Origin of the sequence: Christiangramia fulva, assembly GCF_003024155.1 — a bacterium.
GTDB classification, from domain to species: domain Bacteria; phylum Bacteroidota; class Bacteroidia; order Flavobacteriales; family Flavobacteriaceae; genus Christiangramia; species Christiangramia fulva.
In genome coordinates, this window is sequence record NZ_CP028136.1 from 4,201,453 (window position 1) to 4,220,541 (window position 19,089).

Sequence of the window (19,089 nt, forward strand, 5' to 3'; positions counted from 1 at the left end):
TTTATTTAAGAAATTAGGATATTCATTTTGTATAATCTTCTGGTACTTATTGATTTCAAAGACAGATTTTACTCAAGTAATATTGAATGAAAACATTTTGATTACCGTTATATTAATTCTTTTATTAATCATCGTCATTTTAGGTATTATTTCTTTAAAAGAATTTGAATAGGTTCCAGGGAGTATATTATTTGTGGTATTTGCTCTATTATTGCTGATAGTTTCTATAGATATCGAATAGTGATTGTGTCTGGGAGAGACAGGGAATTAGGTAAAATGAATATTGATGTTTTATAGCTGGATTTATTTGATATTGTTTCTGAGGTTTGGCTCCCCAGCTGTTATCTCCACCTACTCCCCTTTGCATCATATCAATATTCAGTTGGATCAAATCCTGTTTTTTTATATCACTTGTATGTTTAGAAAAATTTAGGTCTGGTGCGTTTTTGTAATCGTCCGTAGCCGTTACATCGAAATCTTCATTCTTCATGGGTAAAGCACTAAACCCTAAATAATTTTTATTATTCGTATCATTAACAATAATTAAACCTACTCCTGAATTGTTGGATAAGGAAATCCAACGAGCTCCCGTTTTATTTCCATTTTCTTGGGGACGAATGTATGGCACGTATTGATCAAAAACCTTTGAGCTATAGATGCCTATAAACGCTGAATTATTTCTATCCTGGTAATTTTCCCAGGGGCCCCTTCCATAATACTCCAGATTGTCAAATTCCCCAGGCATTTGCATTCTAAAGCCAAATCGTGGAATATCATTCTGATCTTTTGCAGGTAATAAGGTTGATTGAATTTTTACTGCTCCATTTTCAAAAACCTCATAGATAACAGAAACGCTGGTTCCAACGGGTTTTAAATCGTAAACTACCTTTAATTCTTGATGATTATTTTCCTTAATAATTTTAACCTGGTCAGCCTTTAACGGCATACTGGCTATTTTCCATGCTATATTTTTAAAATGCATCCTATTCCCGAGGTCGTTATCGGTAGGAGCTCGCCAGAAATTAGGAAGTGGACCTTTTTTATCTTTAATAAGATCCCATCCTTTAAATACATATTTGATGATTCTTCCGGAATTTTTATCAAAATGTATTTCGAAATCATTCCCTTCTGACTTAATATATTTTGGATAATCATTTAGCTGGGCATATTTAGGCAAAGTTCTTTGCCCTTTTCCTTCGCCCATATTCCTAAGTTTGAATTGTTCATGGGCTACTAAGTAACCCTTGGGTAAAAGGCCCCAGCCACTTTTTAAACTAGCAGAAAGATTGAGAAAATATTCTCTACCAGGCTCCATTGCAATATCGCCCAGATCTACTCTTAATAATTCTCCGGTATGCGGTTTGATATCGATGGTAATGGGAGCTAATCTTTTAAGAGTATCACCTTCAGACCAAACCACTCCCTTAAAATCAAAGCGGTCGCAATTTGTAAAATCGTATCGGTTCTCAATGAAGACCCTGAGCTCATCGTTTTCCGTATAACCTTCTTCTTTGAAATTGATATATTCATAGACCTTTTTAACTTCATGCAAAGCGGGCTGTGGATTACGATCCGGGAAAACGATTCCATTGTTTAAGAACGTATTATCGCTGGGCATATCCTTTCCATAATCGCCTCCATAGGCATAAAACCGATCTCCATTATCATTTGTCTTCCAGAGGGATTGGTCTACCCAGTCCCATATAAATCCCCCCTGGAGATTATCATGGTGCTCAATGATATCCCAATAATCCTGAAAATTACCCGTACTATTTCCCATGGCATGAGCATATTCCGATGGAATAAAAGGTTTATTAGTTAGCAAGTTTCCTATATATTCAAAGGTTTGTGGAGAAGGATACTGGGGAACAATAATGTCTGTATTCCAGTCCATATCCAGAAGATTACCGTCCTCTTCCTTATAAGCTCTTTCATATTGAACCGGCCGTTTGATAGGATCGTGTTTTTTAATTTCTTTATAGCCTTTGTAGAAATTAATTCCATTTCCTGCTTCATTACCCATACTCCAAATAATAACGGAAGGATGATTTTTATGTCTTTCGACCATATTGATCATCCTGGCCAAGTGTGCTTTTTCCCAAACCTGATTTTTGGCTAATGAATATTTTCCATAATACATTCCATGAGATTCAATATTGGCCTCATCAACGACATAAATCCCATATTCATCACATAATTCATAAAATCGATCACTGCGAGGGTAATGACTCAGACGCACAGCGTTAATATTATTCTCCTTCCACATCCGAATATCCTTCAGCATTAAGTGTTCACTCATTACATGACCAGTTTCAGGACTGGTTTCCTGTGTATTAACACCTTTCAAAGTAATGCGCTGCCCATTTAACCTTAGTATACCATTTTTGATTTCTACTGTTCTAAATCCGATTCGTAAAGGAATCACTTCCAAGGTTTCACCTTTAGCATTTAATGTCTTTACCATCAGGTTATATAGATTCGGATGCTCAGCGGACCAAGGTTTTATGTTTGAAATCTCTCTATGAAAATGAATACTATCACCCTTTTTCCCATTGATTTCTCCCTTGACTACTTCCTCTCCATTTGGATCAGTCAGGGAATATTGTAAAATGATATCCTCTGCATTCTCAAAAAATGAGGTGACATCCAATTCTCCATCCTGAAAACTCTCGTCTAAAGTACCCGTGACCTGTAGGTCTCGAATTCTCTCTATTGGTTGTTTGTAGAGATATACATCTCTTTCTATTCCAGAAATTCTCCAAAAATCCTGGCATTCTAAATAAGAGCCATCCGTCCACCTAAAAATTTGAAGCGCAATAATATTTTTACCGCTTACCAAGAATTTAGAAATATCAAATTCAGCCGGGAGTTTACTGCCCTGAGAATACCCCACGTATTTTCCGTTAACCCACACAAAGCCTCCAGATTTCATAGCTCCTATATGCAAAAAAACAGTCTGGTCTTTCATCCAATTTTTTTCCAGCGTTATTTCCTTTCGATAAGAACCTACGGGATTATAATCATCTGGTACATTCCCTGGATTAGCAGGATAAATTTTATCTACGAATTTCATTTCCTTCGAAATAGGCGCTTTATAATCTGCAAATTCATATTGATGATTAACATAGATAGGTACACCATACCCCTCGACTTCCCAATTGGAGGGTACCTGGATTTCATTCCAATCTCTGTCATTAAAGGAAGGATTTATGAAATCTACAGGGCGATCCTTAGGTGATTGGACCCATTTAAATTTCCAGGGTCCATTGAGATCAAGTTTATTAGGATTTTTTGCCTGAAAAGCAGCACTTTCCGAAGGATAGGATTCAAATCCACTTCGTGGTGGCATTTTGTTTTCCCCGATCATTTGTGGGTTTTCAATATAGTTCTTTAAGGTTGAAGGAATGTTTTGTCCGACCATACCTAATCCAGTCCACAAGAACAAAAGGTTAAAAAAAATAGACCTTACTTTTACTTCATTCATGAATATTACGTTTATGAAAAATTATTAACACCTAAAATTATTGTTGCGAACCATGACCACAGCATCTTTAATTAAAAAAGTACACGTCATTAGATAGACTCTATTTTGACGTGCACTTTCCGTTAAGTTGCTCATAAGCTTTAATGACAACTAACTAACTCAAATTAACTAAAACTACTACTACAAAATTTTTGATTTCATGATTCTCTTATAGATTTCTTATTCCTAATTTTCAAATTTAGAAAGATCGATTCCTGGATTTTTATTATTTAAGCCACGCGAAAAATCTTTCTCTATTTCTGTATAACCAGTAAAAAAACCGGTATTTTTTAAAAAAAATCTTTTCCCTTCAACTCCTCCTTTGAAGTCCAACCGAATGTTGCTTCTTCCCGTATCATCGGTGGTAAATTTGGCTTTGCTCAGTTCTGTCCAATTGCCATTTGTATCAAATATCCACTGATTACCAAGTAAAACCTCTCTTGTTAAATTACCTGTATCAGGATTAAAGTTTTCAAGAAATGAATGAAGCCTGGTTAAATAACTATTTATTTGAGGTCTTCTAAAGGCAGCGATAAACTTCCAGTCTTCTTCCTGTATATTTTTAAAATATGCAGAGTATGTTGTCGAATTATCATTATTGGGTGTTCCCTTTAATAAAAACTGGTAGGTCAAATTAGGTTTCCATCCATACACCAAATAACTCTGCCCACCGGAGCCTTCATTACCAAACCTCCCTGTAATTACATTTTCGCCTTTGGATAAAAGCTGAACGCGTGCATCGTCGGGAACGTTATCTGGGTCATCCGTCTGGTAGGGACTCCAGACTGAAAAAAGAATTCGACGTTCTTGTGAACTATTAACCTGCATTCCAAAATACCCCTCTGCAAAACCATTGGCCATAAAATAAGAACCTATCTTATCTTTTCCTTCCGGTACTGTCAATTCGTTATAAAAGAATATCACATCTTTACCCTCAGGTTGCTCATAGGTAAGATGAACGGAAGGACCTCTTCTACCGAAATAAAAATTCTCTTCTTTAGCCACAAAATGAATATCTTCATCAGAAATACTACCACCTAATAAGACTTCATTAATATCAGCGATATAAGTACCTGTTTTACTTACTCCCTGGAATTCAAAATAGTGATAGCCAGGCTTGTCCAGGTAAAATTCATCAACATACATATCCCTATAACTTTCATTATTAAACTCATAATCGTTCATGGATCCATCAAGCCCTAATCGAATAACCGAAGTACCAGATGGGACTTTAATATTTAATCCCATCCGAACTTTGGTTGCCACTTCCGAATAAAAATAGATCCTAATAACATCCTTCGTATTCGTCCAATTATGGATACCTGAATTTGTTATTAAGAATTGATTTCTTTCCAAATCATTAACTACCCAGCTATTTCCTCCTGCAGGAATTCTAACAGATAAGCTTATCTCCGGCGATTTAGACCGATCCCCACTGTCATATATGGTGTCGGGCTTACATGCAATTGAGCCCAATATTAAAAGACTTATAATTAATCTCCTGAATTTTAGATTCCCTATATGACAGTTAGAGCTTTTAATCATTTTGAATTAACGAAGGTTGTGCATTGATCTGAGCCTGAGGGATATATTCAACAACACGGTCTGCTGTGGGCGGTATTTCATAATAAGGGTTATTTCCAACTAAATGCGTACCTGGATAATCACGATTCATAGTTCTGTTGTTTCTAAAAACATCAAATTTTCGATGTCCTTCGTAGGCCAATTCTCTTCTTCTTTCGGCTAATACTACATCAAGTATTGATTGGCCGGCTTCCAGGTCGGTTTCACCCGAGATAGCAGGAATTCCTGCCCTTTCTCTTATCACATTTAAATTTTCTAGTGCCATGGGAATATTACCCATTTTTGCGTAAGCCTCGGCTTTATTTAGGTACATCTCGGCTAATCTGGAAACTACAGGTGACCATAGATGTGGAACGTCTTCTTGTAAAGAAGCTTTTAAAATGTAAAATTTGGGATAGCCATTTCTTTTGGCCATATCAAAATCTTTAATTACATATTGTTTACTTCCTGAAGCATCGAAATAATATTTTGTTTCACCATCAATTTGCTCTTCCTGCAACTTGACACTGGAACCATCGAGATCAAAATAGGTTTCTCCATTTTGTTGGTAGGTTCTTTTAAATACATACTGATTATTCTCTTCATTCACCCAGTATACAGCAGGTATACGATCTCCTTCCTCATCGGTAAGATATTGAGGATCAATGAAACCCATCCGCTTATCACCTGGGTTCTCCCTTAACAAATCCAAATAGGTGCTGGAAGCATACATTTCTCCCCAACCGGCACCCTGAATGTTCGCATATAAGGAACCAACCGTATACCAACCATGATTGTAGTCTGACTCCTCTAAAAATTTAAATGCAAAAATTGTTTCAGGATTTCCATCCGGGTTCAAAGTAAAGTACTGAGCCAGCTGATCTGTAGGCAGTAAAGAGAACCTACCTGAAGTAATCACCTTATCAGCATATTCAATAGCCAGTTCATTTTCTTCCATATAAAGGTATACCCTGGAAAGCAAAGCCTGAGCAGCTTCTTTAGTCGCAAAACTGTTGGATTTATCGATATTCATCAATTCTTCCGCTTTCTTGAGATCTGAAATAACCTGATCATAAACTTCTCCTACCGTATTCCTATCCGGTAGATCATTTACATCCGAGGTTAGTTTCAAAGGAACCGCCAGGTTTTCCGTTCCCTGGACATAAGGTCGCCCAAAAACATTGGCTAATTGAAAAAAGGTCAAAGCCCTTAGATAATAGTTCTCCCCTATTAGTTGATCTAATTCTTCTGATTGACCCTCAGAGGTGAGCTCAATAATTTTATTAGTGCCTACTATCGCCCTATAACCACTGACCCAAAAATCATTTACCCGACCACTGGTCACAAGATTGTTATAATTATAGGTATAAAATAAAGGATCTGTAGTGGTTCCGCTGAGGGAAACATTATCCCCTGGATACTCACTCAGCCTGTGTAATTGCGGAGCAAAACCTCCTCCGTTGGCATCTCCTTTTAATAAGGCATAATTTCCTAATGTCGCCGCTTCTAATGTTCCTTCCCCTTCAAAAATTTGATCTGAAGGAATGGAATCATAGGGATAACGATCTATCTCACAAGAAATCAAACATATTGCAAGAATGAATAGATATATAATTTTTTTCATAATTATTATTTTATAATGACAGGTTAATTCCTAATGCAACCCGTTTGGATACGGGGTAAGTTGTTGATGCAAAACCATCAATACCAACTTCAGGATCTGTTCCGGTATAATCTGTAATAGTCATTAAGTTATCAGCCGTTATATAAATCTCGGCATTACTAAGACCGATTCGTTGAATCAAATTTTGTTCAAAAGAATACCCTAACCTGATATTTCTTAATCTTAGATAACTTCCATCTTCCAGGTAACGCGAAGAGGTTTTATTGGATAAATTATTCCCCCCGTAATAAGGCTTGGGATGGGTAGCTATATCTCCTGGGGCTTCCCACCTACTCCAGCCATCGGCTAGTACCATCTGATTATAGGTAGGGTAAGCTCCGTCTGAATCGTAAAGCTCTCTTGAAGCATTGTAAATCTTACCCCCCTTGCTAAAATTAAAATTCGCAGAAAGCGTAAAGCCTGAGTACCTAAAATCAGTAGCGAATCCTCCATAAAAATCAGGAGAAGAAGTTCCGACAATTTGCTTATCGGCTTCATTATAATTAGTGGTTTCTGAACGCTCTCCAGTTTCTTCATCGATCGTTTCCCAAAGTGGATTTCCCGTTTCCGGATCCACTCCTAGCCACTTAGGCATATACCAGGAATTAAAGTCCTCTCCCACCTTGGTTATTTTTGTGCCACGATCAATTGGCTCTCCTTCATATACGGATGTAATCTCATTATCATTGAATCCGATATTTCCTCTGACACTCCAGTTAAAACCGCCATCCCTGGAAGTAAAAATGTCATAATTGAAATTTACTTCAAAGCCTGTATTCTTTATCCCTCCGATATTTTCCCAATAGCCGGTATACCCACTGGTTGCAGGTAGAGATACGAAATAAAGAAGACCTGAAGTATCTTTGATATAGTAATCTAATGATAGATTAAAACGGTCCCATCCTCTAAAATCAAGACCGAAATTCGTTTGATAGGATTTCTCCCATTTTAAATCCTCATTCCCAAGCTGGGAAGGGGCTACAGCTGGAATGCCATTATAATTATATCCTAAACTGTGCAATTCATATTGTGGGTATAGAGATCCCGGCCTGTTTCCCAAGCCACCGTAACTGGCTCTTAATTTCAGTAAATTAATGGTTTCAATATTAAAAAAATCCTCGTTATGAATATTCCAACCTAAGCTTCCGGAGAAAAACGTACCATATTGATTTTCCAGACCGAAATTAGATGCCCCATCCCTTCTCAGCGAGAATTGTACAAGATACCTGGTATCATAACTGTATTCTGTATTAAACAGAAAGGATTGCAAAGCATAATCGTTGGCTCCTCCGCGTACATCTGCCGGCGTAGTTGTATTATTTAATATCTCAGAACCGGGTACTATTCCATATCCGGTACCTCCGGAACTTTGATATTTATAATTATTGTATTCATAAGCAGCCAGTGCATTGATATTATGATCACCAAAAGTCTTGGAAAATCGAAGCATCTGGTTGGTAAAATTTGTATAGCGTTTTGCGTTGTCATTTGACACTGCACCAAGATTCGCTCTTCCGCCATTGGAATTCGGATCCGTATAATACATAGAATCGGAATAGAATAGCGTGACCGAATTGGTAGATATGAAGGTTAGATAAGGCAGAATTTTATACTCAATATCAAAGTTTGTCAATAGATTTAAAGTCCTACTCTTACCATAATTATATTGCAAATCATATAAATAATTACTTTGATCCCTTCCATACCAGGTCACATTATCCACCTGGGGATTGATTAATTCCCCCTCATCATTATAAGGTTTATCCCAGGGCAGATAAGTGTATAATGAATATAAAGAATGCTCCCTACTGTTATCTTTTTCATAGGTAATTCCAATCTTAGGTTTTAGGGTTAAATTCTTAATAACTTCATATTCATGATTAAGGCGGAAACTAACACGATCATAAGTAACATCTTTTAGCGTACCTGTTTCTTTAAAATACCCTAAAGAGATAAAAGTTGAAGATTTTTCATTCCCACCGGTGAAAGATAAATTGTGATCCTGTACTATACCGGTTTGTGTGCCATTCCCAAACCAATCGAAATCATTCGTCAAAACCTGCTCATCAATACCTTCCGGGATACTTTCCGGATTTCCAAAGGACTGGTAATAATCATACAACTGCTGAGAATTCATAATCTCGAAATTCCCGTTGTTGAAATACGATAAACCGGATCGTGAAGAAATGCTTAACTTCTCTACGCCATTTTTACCAGACTTAGTAACCACCTGTACAACCCCATTGGCTCCCCTTGAACCATAAAGAGCCGTAGCTGACGCATCTTTCAAAACGGAAATTGATTCAATATCATTAGGGTTAAGATTGGGGACGCCATGTTGAATGACGCCATCTACCACCCATAAAGGACTCGCATTACCCCCCGTAGATGCAATCCCTCTTATTCTAATCGATGAAGAGGAACCAGGACGTCCAGAAGCCTGTACCACCTGCACTCCCGCTGCCTTTCCCTGTAAGAGTGTAGAAACATCTGGAGCAGTCGCATCAGATAATTTTTCACCATCTATCTCGGAAACAGATGCGGTTACATTTGATTTCTTTTGGGTGCTATACCCAACCAGTACTACTTCATCCAAAGATGCGGTTGCCACCTGGAGTGCAACGTTAATTTCAGAGGATCCATTAACAGCTTTCGATACTGTCTCATACCCAATGAAACTAAAGACAAGAGTAGCATCAGAACTGGCCTGGATGCTATATTTTCCGTCGAAATCAGTGACAACACCATTACTTGTGCCATCGACAACTACCGTAACACCTGGTAGAGGTAAGCCTGAATCAGCCTCAGTAACTATTCCTGTAACCTCCCTCTCCTGAGACCATATTAAAGACGAAGAGAGCAAGCTCAGAAACAGAAAAATAGTTTTTCTACTCATAATCTAAGTTTGTTTAATTAAAGTTTAGTTCGTTTAGTAATTAATATTTGTTTTAAGTTATGTTTTGGTTAATTTCCATACCTAAAACTAAAAATAACGTAACGAATATATTAAATATTTCTAAAAAACAAAATTAAATTAGTTTTTTACTTTCGTTTCTTTTCTTTTTTAAAGACTTTATTATTTGTTTTCTTTTATTTCAATCTTCGTAATAAAAAGAATAGGATTTATAAAATACCGCTTAATGCTTGATTAAGGATTAAAAAAGAATGAATACAGAAAACCCTAAAAGATAATTTCCTTGATGTTTTTCCATAATCGAATTAGCAAAACAGAAGCAAAAAAAGTGACAGTGGTTAAAATAGAAGCTTTGAGATAGTAGCCGTAGATCCAATAGCCCGTGGCGAACAGTCCACCGTAAATAACAAAGCAACCTGCTAGGGTAGCAGCAATTCCATAGGGGACATTCCAACTTTCAGAAGTTTGGTCATCTCTTTTATGCTGCACACTGAAAGCTCGCCAACCGGGACCCCCAGGCCGAATTTCCTTACAAAATCGTTCTAAGGTCTCCTTTTTTTCAGGTCTTGTTAAGAAGGTTACGGTCAACCACACCAAAGTGGTTATAAAGACTAAAAAAGGATACTTCATATACCCAGGCAATAATCCCGCTACCACATCTTCGTTACCATCCAGTACTGCACCCCCGAACATATATATCCCTAAGCTGGTGAAATTCAACAGTAAAGAAAATATTCCTGAGATAATCATTGCCGATATTTCACTCCAGGCATTTATTCGCCACCAAAACCATCTGAGTATAAAAATTAAGCCGGTACCCGCACCAAACATGAGAATCACATTAAAAAGCTGTAACGCATTTTGCAAAACAAGTGCGAGCAATGCAGAACAGACCATGAGCGAAACTGTTGAAATCCTTCCCGCCGCAACCATTTGCTTATGAGAAGCGCCCGGATTTAAATATCGCTTATATACATCATTCACTATATAACTGGAACCCCAATTTAAATGTGTTGAAATAGTAGACATATAAGCCGCTATCAAACTAGTCAAAACTACACCTAACAAGCCGTTAGGTAATTTTGTAAGCATTGCCGAGTACGCCAAATCATTCCCTAACTTATCCGGAGAGATCGCAGGAAAAGCTTCCTTAATACTAGCTACATCCGGATACACCACCAAAGAAGCAAGAGCCACCAAAATCCATGGCCATGGTCTTAGGGCATAATGTAAAATATTGAAGAAAAAAGTAGCACCTATTGCATGATTTTCATTTTTTGCAGCTAACATCCTTTGCGCTATATAACCACCTCCGCCGGGTTCAGCTCCCGGATACCAGGCACTCCACCATTGTACCGCCAGAGGAATGATAAATAATGTTATTAAAACCTCCTTATTGTTGAAATCAGGAAGAATACTCATTTTTTCCGCTACACTTTCATGAGCAAGCAACGTGGATAACCCTCCCACTTCCGGCAGATTAACGATATAAATTGCCGCGCCAATTCCTCCCGCCATGGCAACGAAAAACAACAAAAAATCAGTATAAACAACTCCTTTAAAACCTCCTGCCGTGCTAAAGATTACAGTAACCAGGCCAGCGATTCCAACAGTTTGTAATGGACTCAAACCTAGCATTACCTGGCCAATTTTAATTGCGGCCAACGTAACTGCAGCCATAGCTAAAATATTAAAGACCACCCCAAGGTACAGGGCACGAAACCCCGTAAAAACTTTGCCGGCTTCCCCCCGTAACGCAATTCATAAAATTCAATATCGGTAGTCACACCAGATCTTCTCCATAGTTTAGCATATACAAAAACAGTAAGAAGACCAGTAATAAGAAAACACCACCACACCCAGTTACCTGATACACCATGTGTACGAACTATATCCGTTACAAGATTAGGGGTATCGGTCGAGAAAGTTGTGGCCACCATCGACACCCCCAGTAACCACCAGGGCATGGTTCTACCCGATAAGAAATATTCTGAAGAACTCTCCCCCCCGCTTTTTTAGAAACTAAAAGGCCAATCCCTAAGGATATTAGAAAGAAGAATCCAATAAATGCGTAATCAAAAATATTAAGTTCAATCATTATATAGGTTATTTTTATATCAGACCAGTTAGCCTGAGAAGAAATTAATAGTAATTAACAAGTTTATTTTTCAAACCTAAAAAAAATGTATCGAAAGTTTTTAAGTTTTCGTTTTATTTTTTTTATTTTGCTTAACACAACGAAAGAATTATTTTGTCTATTGCTTATGAGAAAATAATATTTGAACCTATTTATCTATGGAAATGCAGTTTGCGGATTATACATATCACACCCAAAAAGAAATATTCGATCAGCCATTGATATGGAAGAGAGTATATGAATCGCTCAAGTTTGAGGAAGCAAAAATTAAAGACTTCCTAAATCCTATATTGGAACTAAAAAATTTAAGAATCATATTGACAGGAGCCGGTTCTTCCGCTTTTATCGGTGAGTCGGTTCAGGGAATCATTCAGGAATCCACCCAATTATGTACTGAAGCCAAGGCTACTACAGATCTCATCACACATCCGCAGAACCATTTTCTTCGTAACATACCAACCCTGTTGGTTTCATTTGCGAGATCTGGAAATAGCCCCGAAAGTGTGGAAACCGTAAACCTGGCGGATAAATATTGTGATACGGTATTTTACCTGAATATTACTTGCAATAAAGATGGAGAACTCGCCAATTTTGCCAATGATAACCCTGAAAAATCATACAATATCATTTTACCAGAGGAAACTCATGACAAAAGCCTGGCAATGACTTCCAGCTTTACCTCTATGCTCCTCACCTCCATACTTTTATTGAATTCAAAACAACTAGAGTCCTGGAAATCCAGCTTGGAAGATCTCTGCAAGCATACCCAGGAACTTCTCAACCAAAGCGGTAAGCTAGAGGAAATAATCGCTAAAGACTTTAAAAGAGTGGTGTTTCTTGGTTCCGGACCAATGCTCGGTATTGCGCGTGAATGCCATTTAAAATTACAGGAGCTTACAGATGGCCAACTAATTTGTAAGCATGATTCCTTTCTTGGATTTAGGCATGGGCCAAAAGCAGTAGCCGATGAAAATACGCTGATCGTTTATCTACTCTCTAATCATAATCACGTCCTAAAATATGAAAAAGATCTTATTGAAGATGTGGATAAGGATCCCAGAAAAATACAGGCTATCTGTTACGGAAATGGGGAAGAACCCATATCGGATAACCTCGCCCTGCATTTATCCAGTGAACAATTAAGCACCAATCCGTTTTATCTCGTAAGTGCTGCCCTTATAGGTCAGTTAATGGGCTTTTTTGCTGCTTTAAAATATAATCTGAACCCTGATAATCCCTCACGAACGGGTGCAATTAGTCGGGTAGTTCAAGGAGTTAACATTTATCGAGAATCATGATATTATGTCTTTGTCCAAATCCATCTGTTGATAGTTATGCATGGTTAAATACTATGGATACAGGAACAGTGAACCGAATTTCTTCCTTAAAGGCTTTTCCAGGAGGTAAAGGAACTCATGTGGCCTGTGCCTTGAATGAAATGGGAATCCCGGTAAAACTTATGGGAATCTGGGCGGGAAAATCTGGCGAATATATTCGCCAGGAGTGTCATAAACGCAATATTCCAACCTGTGGAATTGAAATCGATGGAGAAAACCGCAGGTGCTACACCTTTCGGTCCCTTAATACAGCTTTTAATTCCACCGAATTATTAGAACCTGGACCTGAGCTTTTAGAACAAAACTGGAAGGAGTTTTTAAAAGACTTTCGAAAACAAATCACAGAGGTTCAATTAATAATAATTTCAGGTTCCTTTCCTAAAAATGCTCCCCAAGATGCCTATCTTCAACTTATTGAACTCTGTAATAGAGTTGGAAAGAAAGTAATTATCGACTGTTCTGGAATACAACTCAAAAATGCAATGCGATCATCTTTTTTCGGAATCCATATCAATGAACAAGAAATAAGGAACCTAGCAGCACATAATTCCATTACCGATACCATCAAATCTCTTAAAGAAAAAACTACCTGGTTGGCCTTGACCTTAGGAAAGAAAGGATTACGACTCATCAAAGGCAATGAAGAGGTTCAGGCAAATGTCGTTGTTAATAATGTAAAAAGCACTGTAGGAAGTGGCGACTGCCTAACCGCAGGAATTGCTGCGGCTATTTTCAAAAAATTAGGTATGAAGGAGATCGCTCGTTACGGTGTAGCCTTTGGTGCTGCAAATTGTCTAAATGAAAACCTTGGTATGCTTCGCAAAGAAGATGTCAATGACCTAATTAGAAATGTGAATATAAAAATCAGCAGCTATGTCAGCTAAAAAAATATTGGTAATAGGAGAACTTAATGTAGATATACTTCTTAACCATATTCTAGGGTTTCCGGAAGTAGGAAAGGAAATCCTGGCTTCAAATATGAGTACAGTTCTAGGAAGTTCCTCAGCTATTTTTGCCTCCAACCTGGCTTCTCTTGGCGCCAAAGTAAGCTTTTGTGGCACCATTGGCCAAGATGCCTATGCTGATATTGTCCTGGCTAGCCTACGAAAAAGCCAGGTTGCTACCCAATTTATTCATACAGTTTCAGAAGAAAATACAGGAGCAACAATTATTTTAAATTATAACCAGGACCGGGCAAATATTACCTACTGTGGGGCCATGGACAGCCTGACTTCTGATTTAATACCATGGCAAAAGATTTCTGAGTTTGATCATATTCATATTTCAAACTTCTTTATCCAAAAAGGAATTCGAGATGATATCATTGAAATTTTTAAAAGAATAAAAGGTTATGGCGTAACCACCTCCCTGGATATGCAATGGGATGTTGAAGAAAAATGGGACTTTGATTACAAAAGGGGACTTCAGTTTATAGATATTTTTCTTCCCAATGAAGCAGAAATTTTAAAATTAACAAAGAGTAAAACACTCCAGCAAGCCATTGGTAAAATTCAACCTTACGATGGCTACCTTGTTATCAAGCAAGGAATAAAAGGTAGTAGAGGTATCCATAAAAATGAAGAAGTGGTATGCCCTGCTTATCATTTAAAACCCTTTGTGGATGCCATAGGTGCGGGGGATAGTTTTAATGCAGGATTTATTTTAAAATTTTTAGAAGAAGCTTCACTAGAGGAATGCCTGGATATGGGCAATAAGATTGGAGCCATTAGCACAACCGCCACAGGGGGTACTAAGGCGTTTGAAAATAAGAAATCCATTGAAAAAAGATTAAGCCAATTACATTAAAATGAAAATAAAAGACAGACTAGTAGAATTTACGAAGAAAAAAAGGGGGTTGCTGGCAACCAATTTTTACAATTTAGAGACTTTACATGGCGTTCTTCGAGCTGCGGCTGATCTAAATGAACCACTCATTTTACAGCTTACCCAGAGTTCAATAGATTATATGGGATTAGAAACTGCCGTAAATCTTGGACGTACCGGATTGAAACAATTTGGAGTGGAAGGCTATTTACACCTGGATCATGGCGGCTCTGTAGAATTAGTACAAAAATGTCTGGATGCAGGATTTGACTCTGTAATGATCGACGGAAGTGAACTTCCATTCGATGAAAATATTAAAATTACCAAAGAGGTCGTCAAAAGGGCTAAAAAATACGGCGCCCATGTAGAGGGAGAACTGGGTTATGTAGCGAAACTGGGACAAGATCACGGCGGTGGTTTCACCCAACCCCACGAAGCAAAAACCTTCGTAGAAGCAACCGGCGTAGATGCCCTCGCAGTAGCCATAGGAACTGCTCATGGCTTTTATAAAAAAGAACCCAAATTAGATCTCCCCTTACTGCAGCAGATTGCAGCAATTACGCCATCCACCTTAGTATTACATGGTAGTTCTGGGGTGCCTTCCAAACAAGTGCAGGCCGCCATTAGCAAAGGGATATGCAAAGTGAACCTTGCCACAGAGATTAAAAATATATTCATGAGTACTCTTCAACAAGAATTACAACAAAGCCAAGAGATTGATTTACGAAAAGTCTTTCCAAAAGCAACAATGAAGATTACAGAATTGGTTAAGATGAAATTGATAATGATAAAAAATGAGAATTATGCTACGACCATTCATTGATGCCCATGTGCATTTAAACACCCCTACTCTTGAAAAACTCAAGATGGCCAAAGATTTAGATGCCTATTTCGTATCTATCAATACCGAAATCCCATTCTTTATTAGCCTAAAGGAGCAAGAGAAAACGATTCATAAACTAAATGAATTTGATAAACGAATCGCTTTTATTACCAGTTTTGAAACCAAGAATATTAATGAGGATAATTGGAGCGATAGAGCCATACAGCAGATAAAAACAGGTTTGGATCATGGGGCTAGAGCCGTAAAAATATGGAAAAATATAGGAATGGATGCCAGCCTGAAAGACCGTGAAGGTAATTTTATTATGGTGGATCATCCCAAATTAATGCCTATTTACCAATACTTAAGTGATAATGATATTTTACTTATAGGACACCAGGGTGAACCTAGAAATTGTTGGCTTCCCCTGGAAAAAATGACAGTAGACTCCGACCGTAATTACTTTTCAGAGCATCCAGAATATCACATGTATAAGAATCCCGAATACCCTTCCTATGAGGAACAAATGAAGGCCCGTGATAATGTGCTGGAAAAATTTCCGAAAATGAAATATGTGGGACTCCACTTATTTAGTATGGAATATGATATCGAGGAGGTTGCCAAAAGACTAGATAAATACCCGAACACAAAAACGGATCTTGCAGAGCGGATATGTCACATTCAACTCCAGGCAAAAAACGATCCTGAAAAAGTTCGTGACTTTTTCATTAAATATCAGGACCGAATAATCTATGGAACAGACGTCATAGATGACGGCTCATTTACGGCTAAAGAAGCCACAGAAAGACTGAAATACCTCTGGAATTACCATTGGAAATTTTTTAGCACTTCACAGACTATGGAGGCGGAAGAATTCAAAGGCACTTTCAAAGGGCTTGAACTACCGGAAAAAGTTCTTACAAAGATTTTCCGGGACAATGCGATTGAAACCTATCGCCTTGATAAAGAATTATTGACTTATTAAAACTTAAACCGATGTCCGACAACACAAACAGAAGAAATTTTTTAAAGCTCTCATCCCTGGCAGGAATTGGCCTGGTTAGCGGAAATGTTATTGCCAAAAGCAGTGAAAATTACATTCCTTTCAAAAACCCCTTGGAAACCTCGCATTTCAACATGTCAGGTTACGCAGCACCAAAGCTGGAGACCGTACGTGTCGGAATTATTGGGCTTGGCATGCGAGGACCAGGAGCCGTTACCCGCTTAAGCTATATCGAAGGTGTGGAAATTAAAGCGCTGTGCGATCTCCGACCAAAACAAGCTGAAAAGGCTAAAGAATTATTAAAAAATACATCGCACGATCCTGATTTATATTCTGGAAGTGATTACGTTTGGAAGGAAGTTTGTGACCGCGACGACATCGATCTTATCTATATTGCCACTCCCTGGGAATGGCATACCCCTATGGCTGTTTACGCTATGAATTCCGGAAAACATGTTGCTGTAGAAGTTCCCGCTGCCAAAACAATTGATGAGTGCTGGGAATTGGTGGAAACTTCCGAAAAAACAAAGAAGCATTGCATGATGTTGGAAAATTGCTGTTACGATTTCTTTGAGCTTCTAACCTTGAATATGGCCAGACAGGGATTTTTCGGAGATATTATTCACGGTGAAGGTGCCTATTTGCATAACCTATTAGATTTGAATTTTAGCAAAAATGGCTACGAGGATATGTGGAGACTTAGAGAAAATGCTCATAGAAATGGTAATTTATATCCTACACATGGTTTGGGTCCCATCTGCCAAATCATGAACATTAACCGTGGAGACCGCATGGATTATTTGGTTTCCCTCTCCAGTAATGACTATAATATGCACCCTAAAGCAGTGGAGCTAGCCAAGGAGGATCCATTTTTTGAGAAGTATACCGATGTTAAGTTTCGAGGTAATATGAATACCACCACTGTGAAAACCAAAAACGGTAGAAGTATAATGGTCCAGCATGATGTTAGCTCGCCCCGACCTTATTCAAGAATTCATCTGGTGACAGGAAATAAGGCGACAGCAAGAAAGTGGCCTGAACAACTAATCTCCAAAGGACATGAATGGATGAGTCCGGAAGAAATGAAGGAAGTTGAAGAGAAATATATGCCAGAAATCGTTAAAAAAGTGGGAGAACTCGCTAAAAAGGCAGGCGGCCATGGAGGAATGGATTTCATTATGACCTGGAGGCTCATCGATTGTCTTCGAAATGGCCTCCCATTGGACCAGGACGTTTACGATGCAGCCACCTGGAGCGCTATTGCACCTTTAAGCGAATATTCCGTAAGAAATAAATCCCAAACATTAGATGTGCCTGATTTTACCCGAGGGAATTGGAAAACTAACGAACCTGTCGATATCAGTTTAAAAGGAGCAGGTAATACCAAAATTCAAATACAATAATAAAAGCTATCCCTTCCCAAGACTATAGTTTTGGGAAGGATTTTTGAAACAAAAATAAATTTCTATCATAAACTTTCGTTTTATCTGAAAAATATTTCGATTATTGCGATATTTGTAGAAATTCGTAAGGCCTATGAAAAAAACCGCGCAACGACGTTCCCTGATATTAGAAGAACTTGATAAGAACGGACAAGTAGATGTTAATGAATTAAGTGAACTATTAGGGGTTAGTGAAGTAACAATCAGAAATGATTTAGATAAACTAGCCAATAACAATCTACTGATAAGAGCGCACGGCGGTGCCTTTAAAACGAGTAATATAGCCCTTACGATTAATGAGAAAAAGCGCTTAAATATTGATGTAAAAAGGAAAATTGGTAAAAAAGCTGCTTCCTTAATTAACGAAGAAGATTCCATAATTTTAGATTCCGGGACAACCACTTTTGAAATCTCTAATAATCTTGGAGATTTTAACAGGGTTACCGTTATAAGTAATGCACTGGATATCATAAATAACTTAGCAGAAAAACCTTCTGTAGAAGTTTTTATGCCTGGCGGCTATTTAAAAGAATTCTCCATGTCATTGGTTGGACCTATGGCTGAAAGAAATTTGAAACAACTTTTTTGCAACAAATTATTTCTCGGGGTCGATGGAATCCGATTAAACCAGGGAGTCTTTACACATCACATGGAGGAAGCTTACCTCAACCAAATCATGATCGACATTGCCGAAGAAGTCATCCTTGTAGCAGACAGCTCAAAATTTAATAAATCTGGATTGGCCTTTATATGCGGTTTTGACAAGATCAACAAAATCATTACTGACGATAAAATTTCTCAAAATGAACTTTCCTTTTTTGAGAAAAATAATATCGAAGTAATTATTGCCTGATTTCATT

Annotated in this window: 11 protein-coding genes and 1 pseudogene; 7 read left to right on the plus strand and 5 right to left on the minus strand. The window is 37.9% G+C overall.

The window, feature by feature from the left end; all coding sequences use genetic code 11:
- Positions 1-208: 208 nt before the first annotated feature.
- The 5 genes and pseudogenes from C7S20_RS18700 to C7S20_RS18720 form a co-directional block, all read right to left on the minus strand.
- Positions 209-3,484, minus strand: coding sequence for a glycoside hydrolase family 2 TIM barrel-domain containing protein (locus C7S20_RS18700; RefSeq protein WP_107013882.1), 3,276 nt, complete (start codon positions 3,482-3,484; stop codon positions 209-211).
- A gap of 225 nt (positions 3,485-3,709) precedes the next feature.
- Positions 3,710-4,990 carry a DUF3472 domain-containing protein gene (locus C7S20_RS18705; protein WP_423738339.1) on the minus strand — a complete coding sequence of 427 codons (1,281 nt, stop codon included), beginning with the start codon at positions 4,988-4,990 and terminating at the stop codon, positions 3,710-3,712.
- A 70-nt stretch (positions 4,991-5,060) separates the two neighbouring features.
- Positions 5,061-6,710, minus strand: a complete 1,650-nt coding sequence (locus C7S20_RS18710; RefSeq protein WP_107013884.1) for a RagB/SusD family nutrient uptake outer membrane protein — start codon at positions 6,708-6,710, stop codon at positions 5,061-5,063.
- 10 nt (positions 6,711-6,720) lie between these two features.
- On the minus strand, positions 6,721-9,645 hold the full coding sequence (locus C7S20_RS18715) for a SusC/RagA family TonB-linked outer membrane protein (RefSeq protein ID WP_107013885.1): 2,925 nt from the start codon (positions 9,643-9,645) through the stop codon (positions 6,721-6,723).
- Positions 9,646-9,930: 285 nt separating this feature from the next.
- Positions 9,931-11,761, minus strand: a pseudogene (locus C7S20_RS18720) (sodium:solute symporter family protein).
- A 197-nt stretch (positions 11,762-11,958) separates the two neighbouring features.
- Here C7S20_RS18720 and C7S20_RS18725 point away from each other — a divergent pair.
- From C7S20_RS18725 to agaR, 7 genes are all read left to right on the plus strand, one after another.
- On the plus strand, positions 11,959-13,098 hold the full coding sequence (locus tag C7S20_RS18725; RefSeq protein ID WP_107013886.1) for an SIS domain-containing protein: 1,140 nt from the start codon (positions 11,959-11,961) through the stop codon (positions 13,096-13,098).
- A 53-nt stretch (positions 13,099-13,151) separates the two neighbouring features.
- Positions 13,152-14,021, plus strand: a complete 870-nt coding sequence (locus C7S20_RS18730; RefSeq protein ID WP_227009054.1) for a 1-phosphofructokinase family hexose kinase — start codon at positions 13,152-13,154, stop codon at positions 14,019-14,021.
- Positions 14,011-14,943: a carbohydrate kinase family protein gene (locus tag C7S20_RS18735; RefSeq protein WP_107013888.1), complete on the plus strand. Its 933-nt coding sequence runs from the start codon at positions 14,011-14,013 to the stop codon at positions 14,941-14,943. Before C7S20_RS18730 ends, C7S20_RS18735 begins: the two co-directional genes overlap by 11 nt.
- Before the next feature lies 1 nt (position 14,944).
- Positions 14,945-15,784: a class II fructose-bisphosphate aldolase gene (locus tag C7S20_RS18740; RefSeq protein ID WP_107013889.1), complete on the plus strand. Its 840-nt coding sequence runs from the start codon at positions 14,945-14,947 to the stop codon at positions 15,782-15,784.
- On the plus strand, positions 15,765-16,769 hold the full coding sequence (locus tag C7S20_RS18745) for an amidohydrolase family protein (protein ID WP_107013890.1): 1,005 nt from the start codon (positions 15,765-15,767) through the stop codon (positions 16,767-16,769). The genes C7S20_RS18740 and C7S20_RS18745 overlap by 20 nt, the downstream gene beginning before the upstream one ends.
- A gap of 11 nt (positions 16,770-16,780) precedes the next feature.
- Complete coding sequence (locus C7S20_RS18750; RefSeq protein WP_107013891.1) at positions 16,781-18,190, plus strand: Gfo/Idh/MocA family protein; 1,410 nt, start codon at positions 16,781-16,783, stop codon at positions 18,188-18,190.
- Positions 18,191-18,323: 133 nt separating this feature from the next.
- On the plus strand, positions 18,324-19,082 hold the full coding sequence (gene agaR, locus C7S20_RS18755; RefSeq protein WP_107013892.1) for a transcriptional repressor AgaR: 759 nt from the start codon (positions 18,324-18,326) through the stop codon (positions 19,080-19,082).
- The last annotated feature ends 7 nt before the right edge of the window (positions 19,083-19,089 follow it).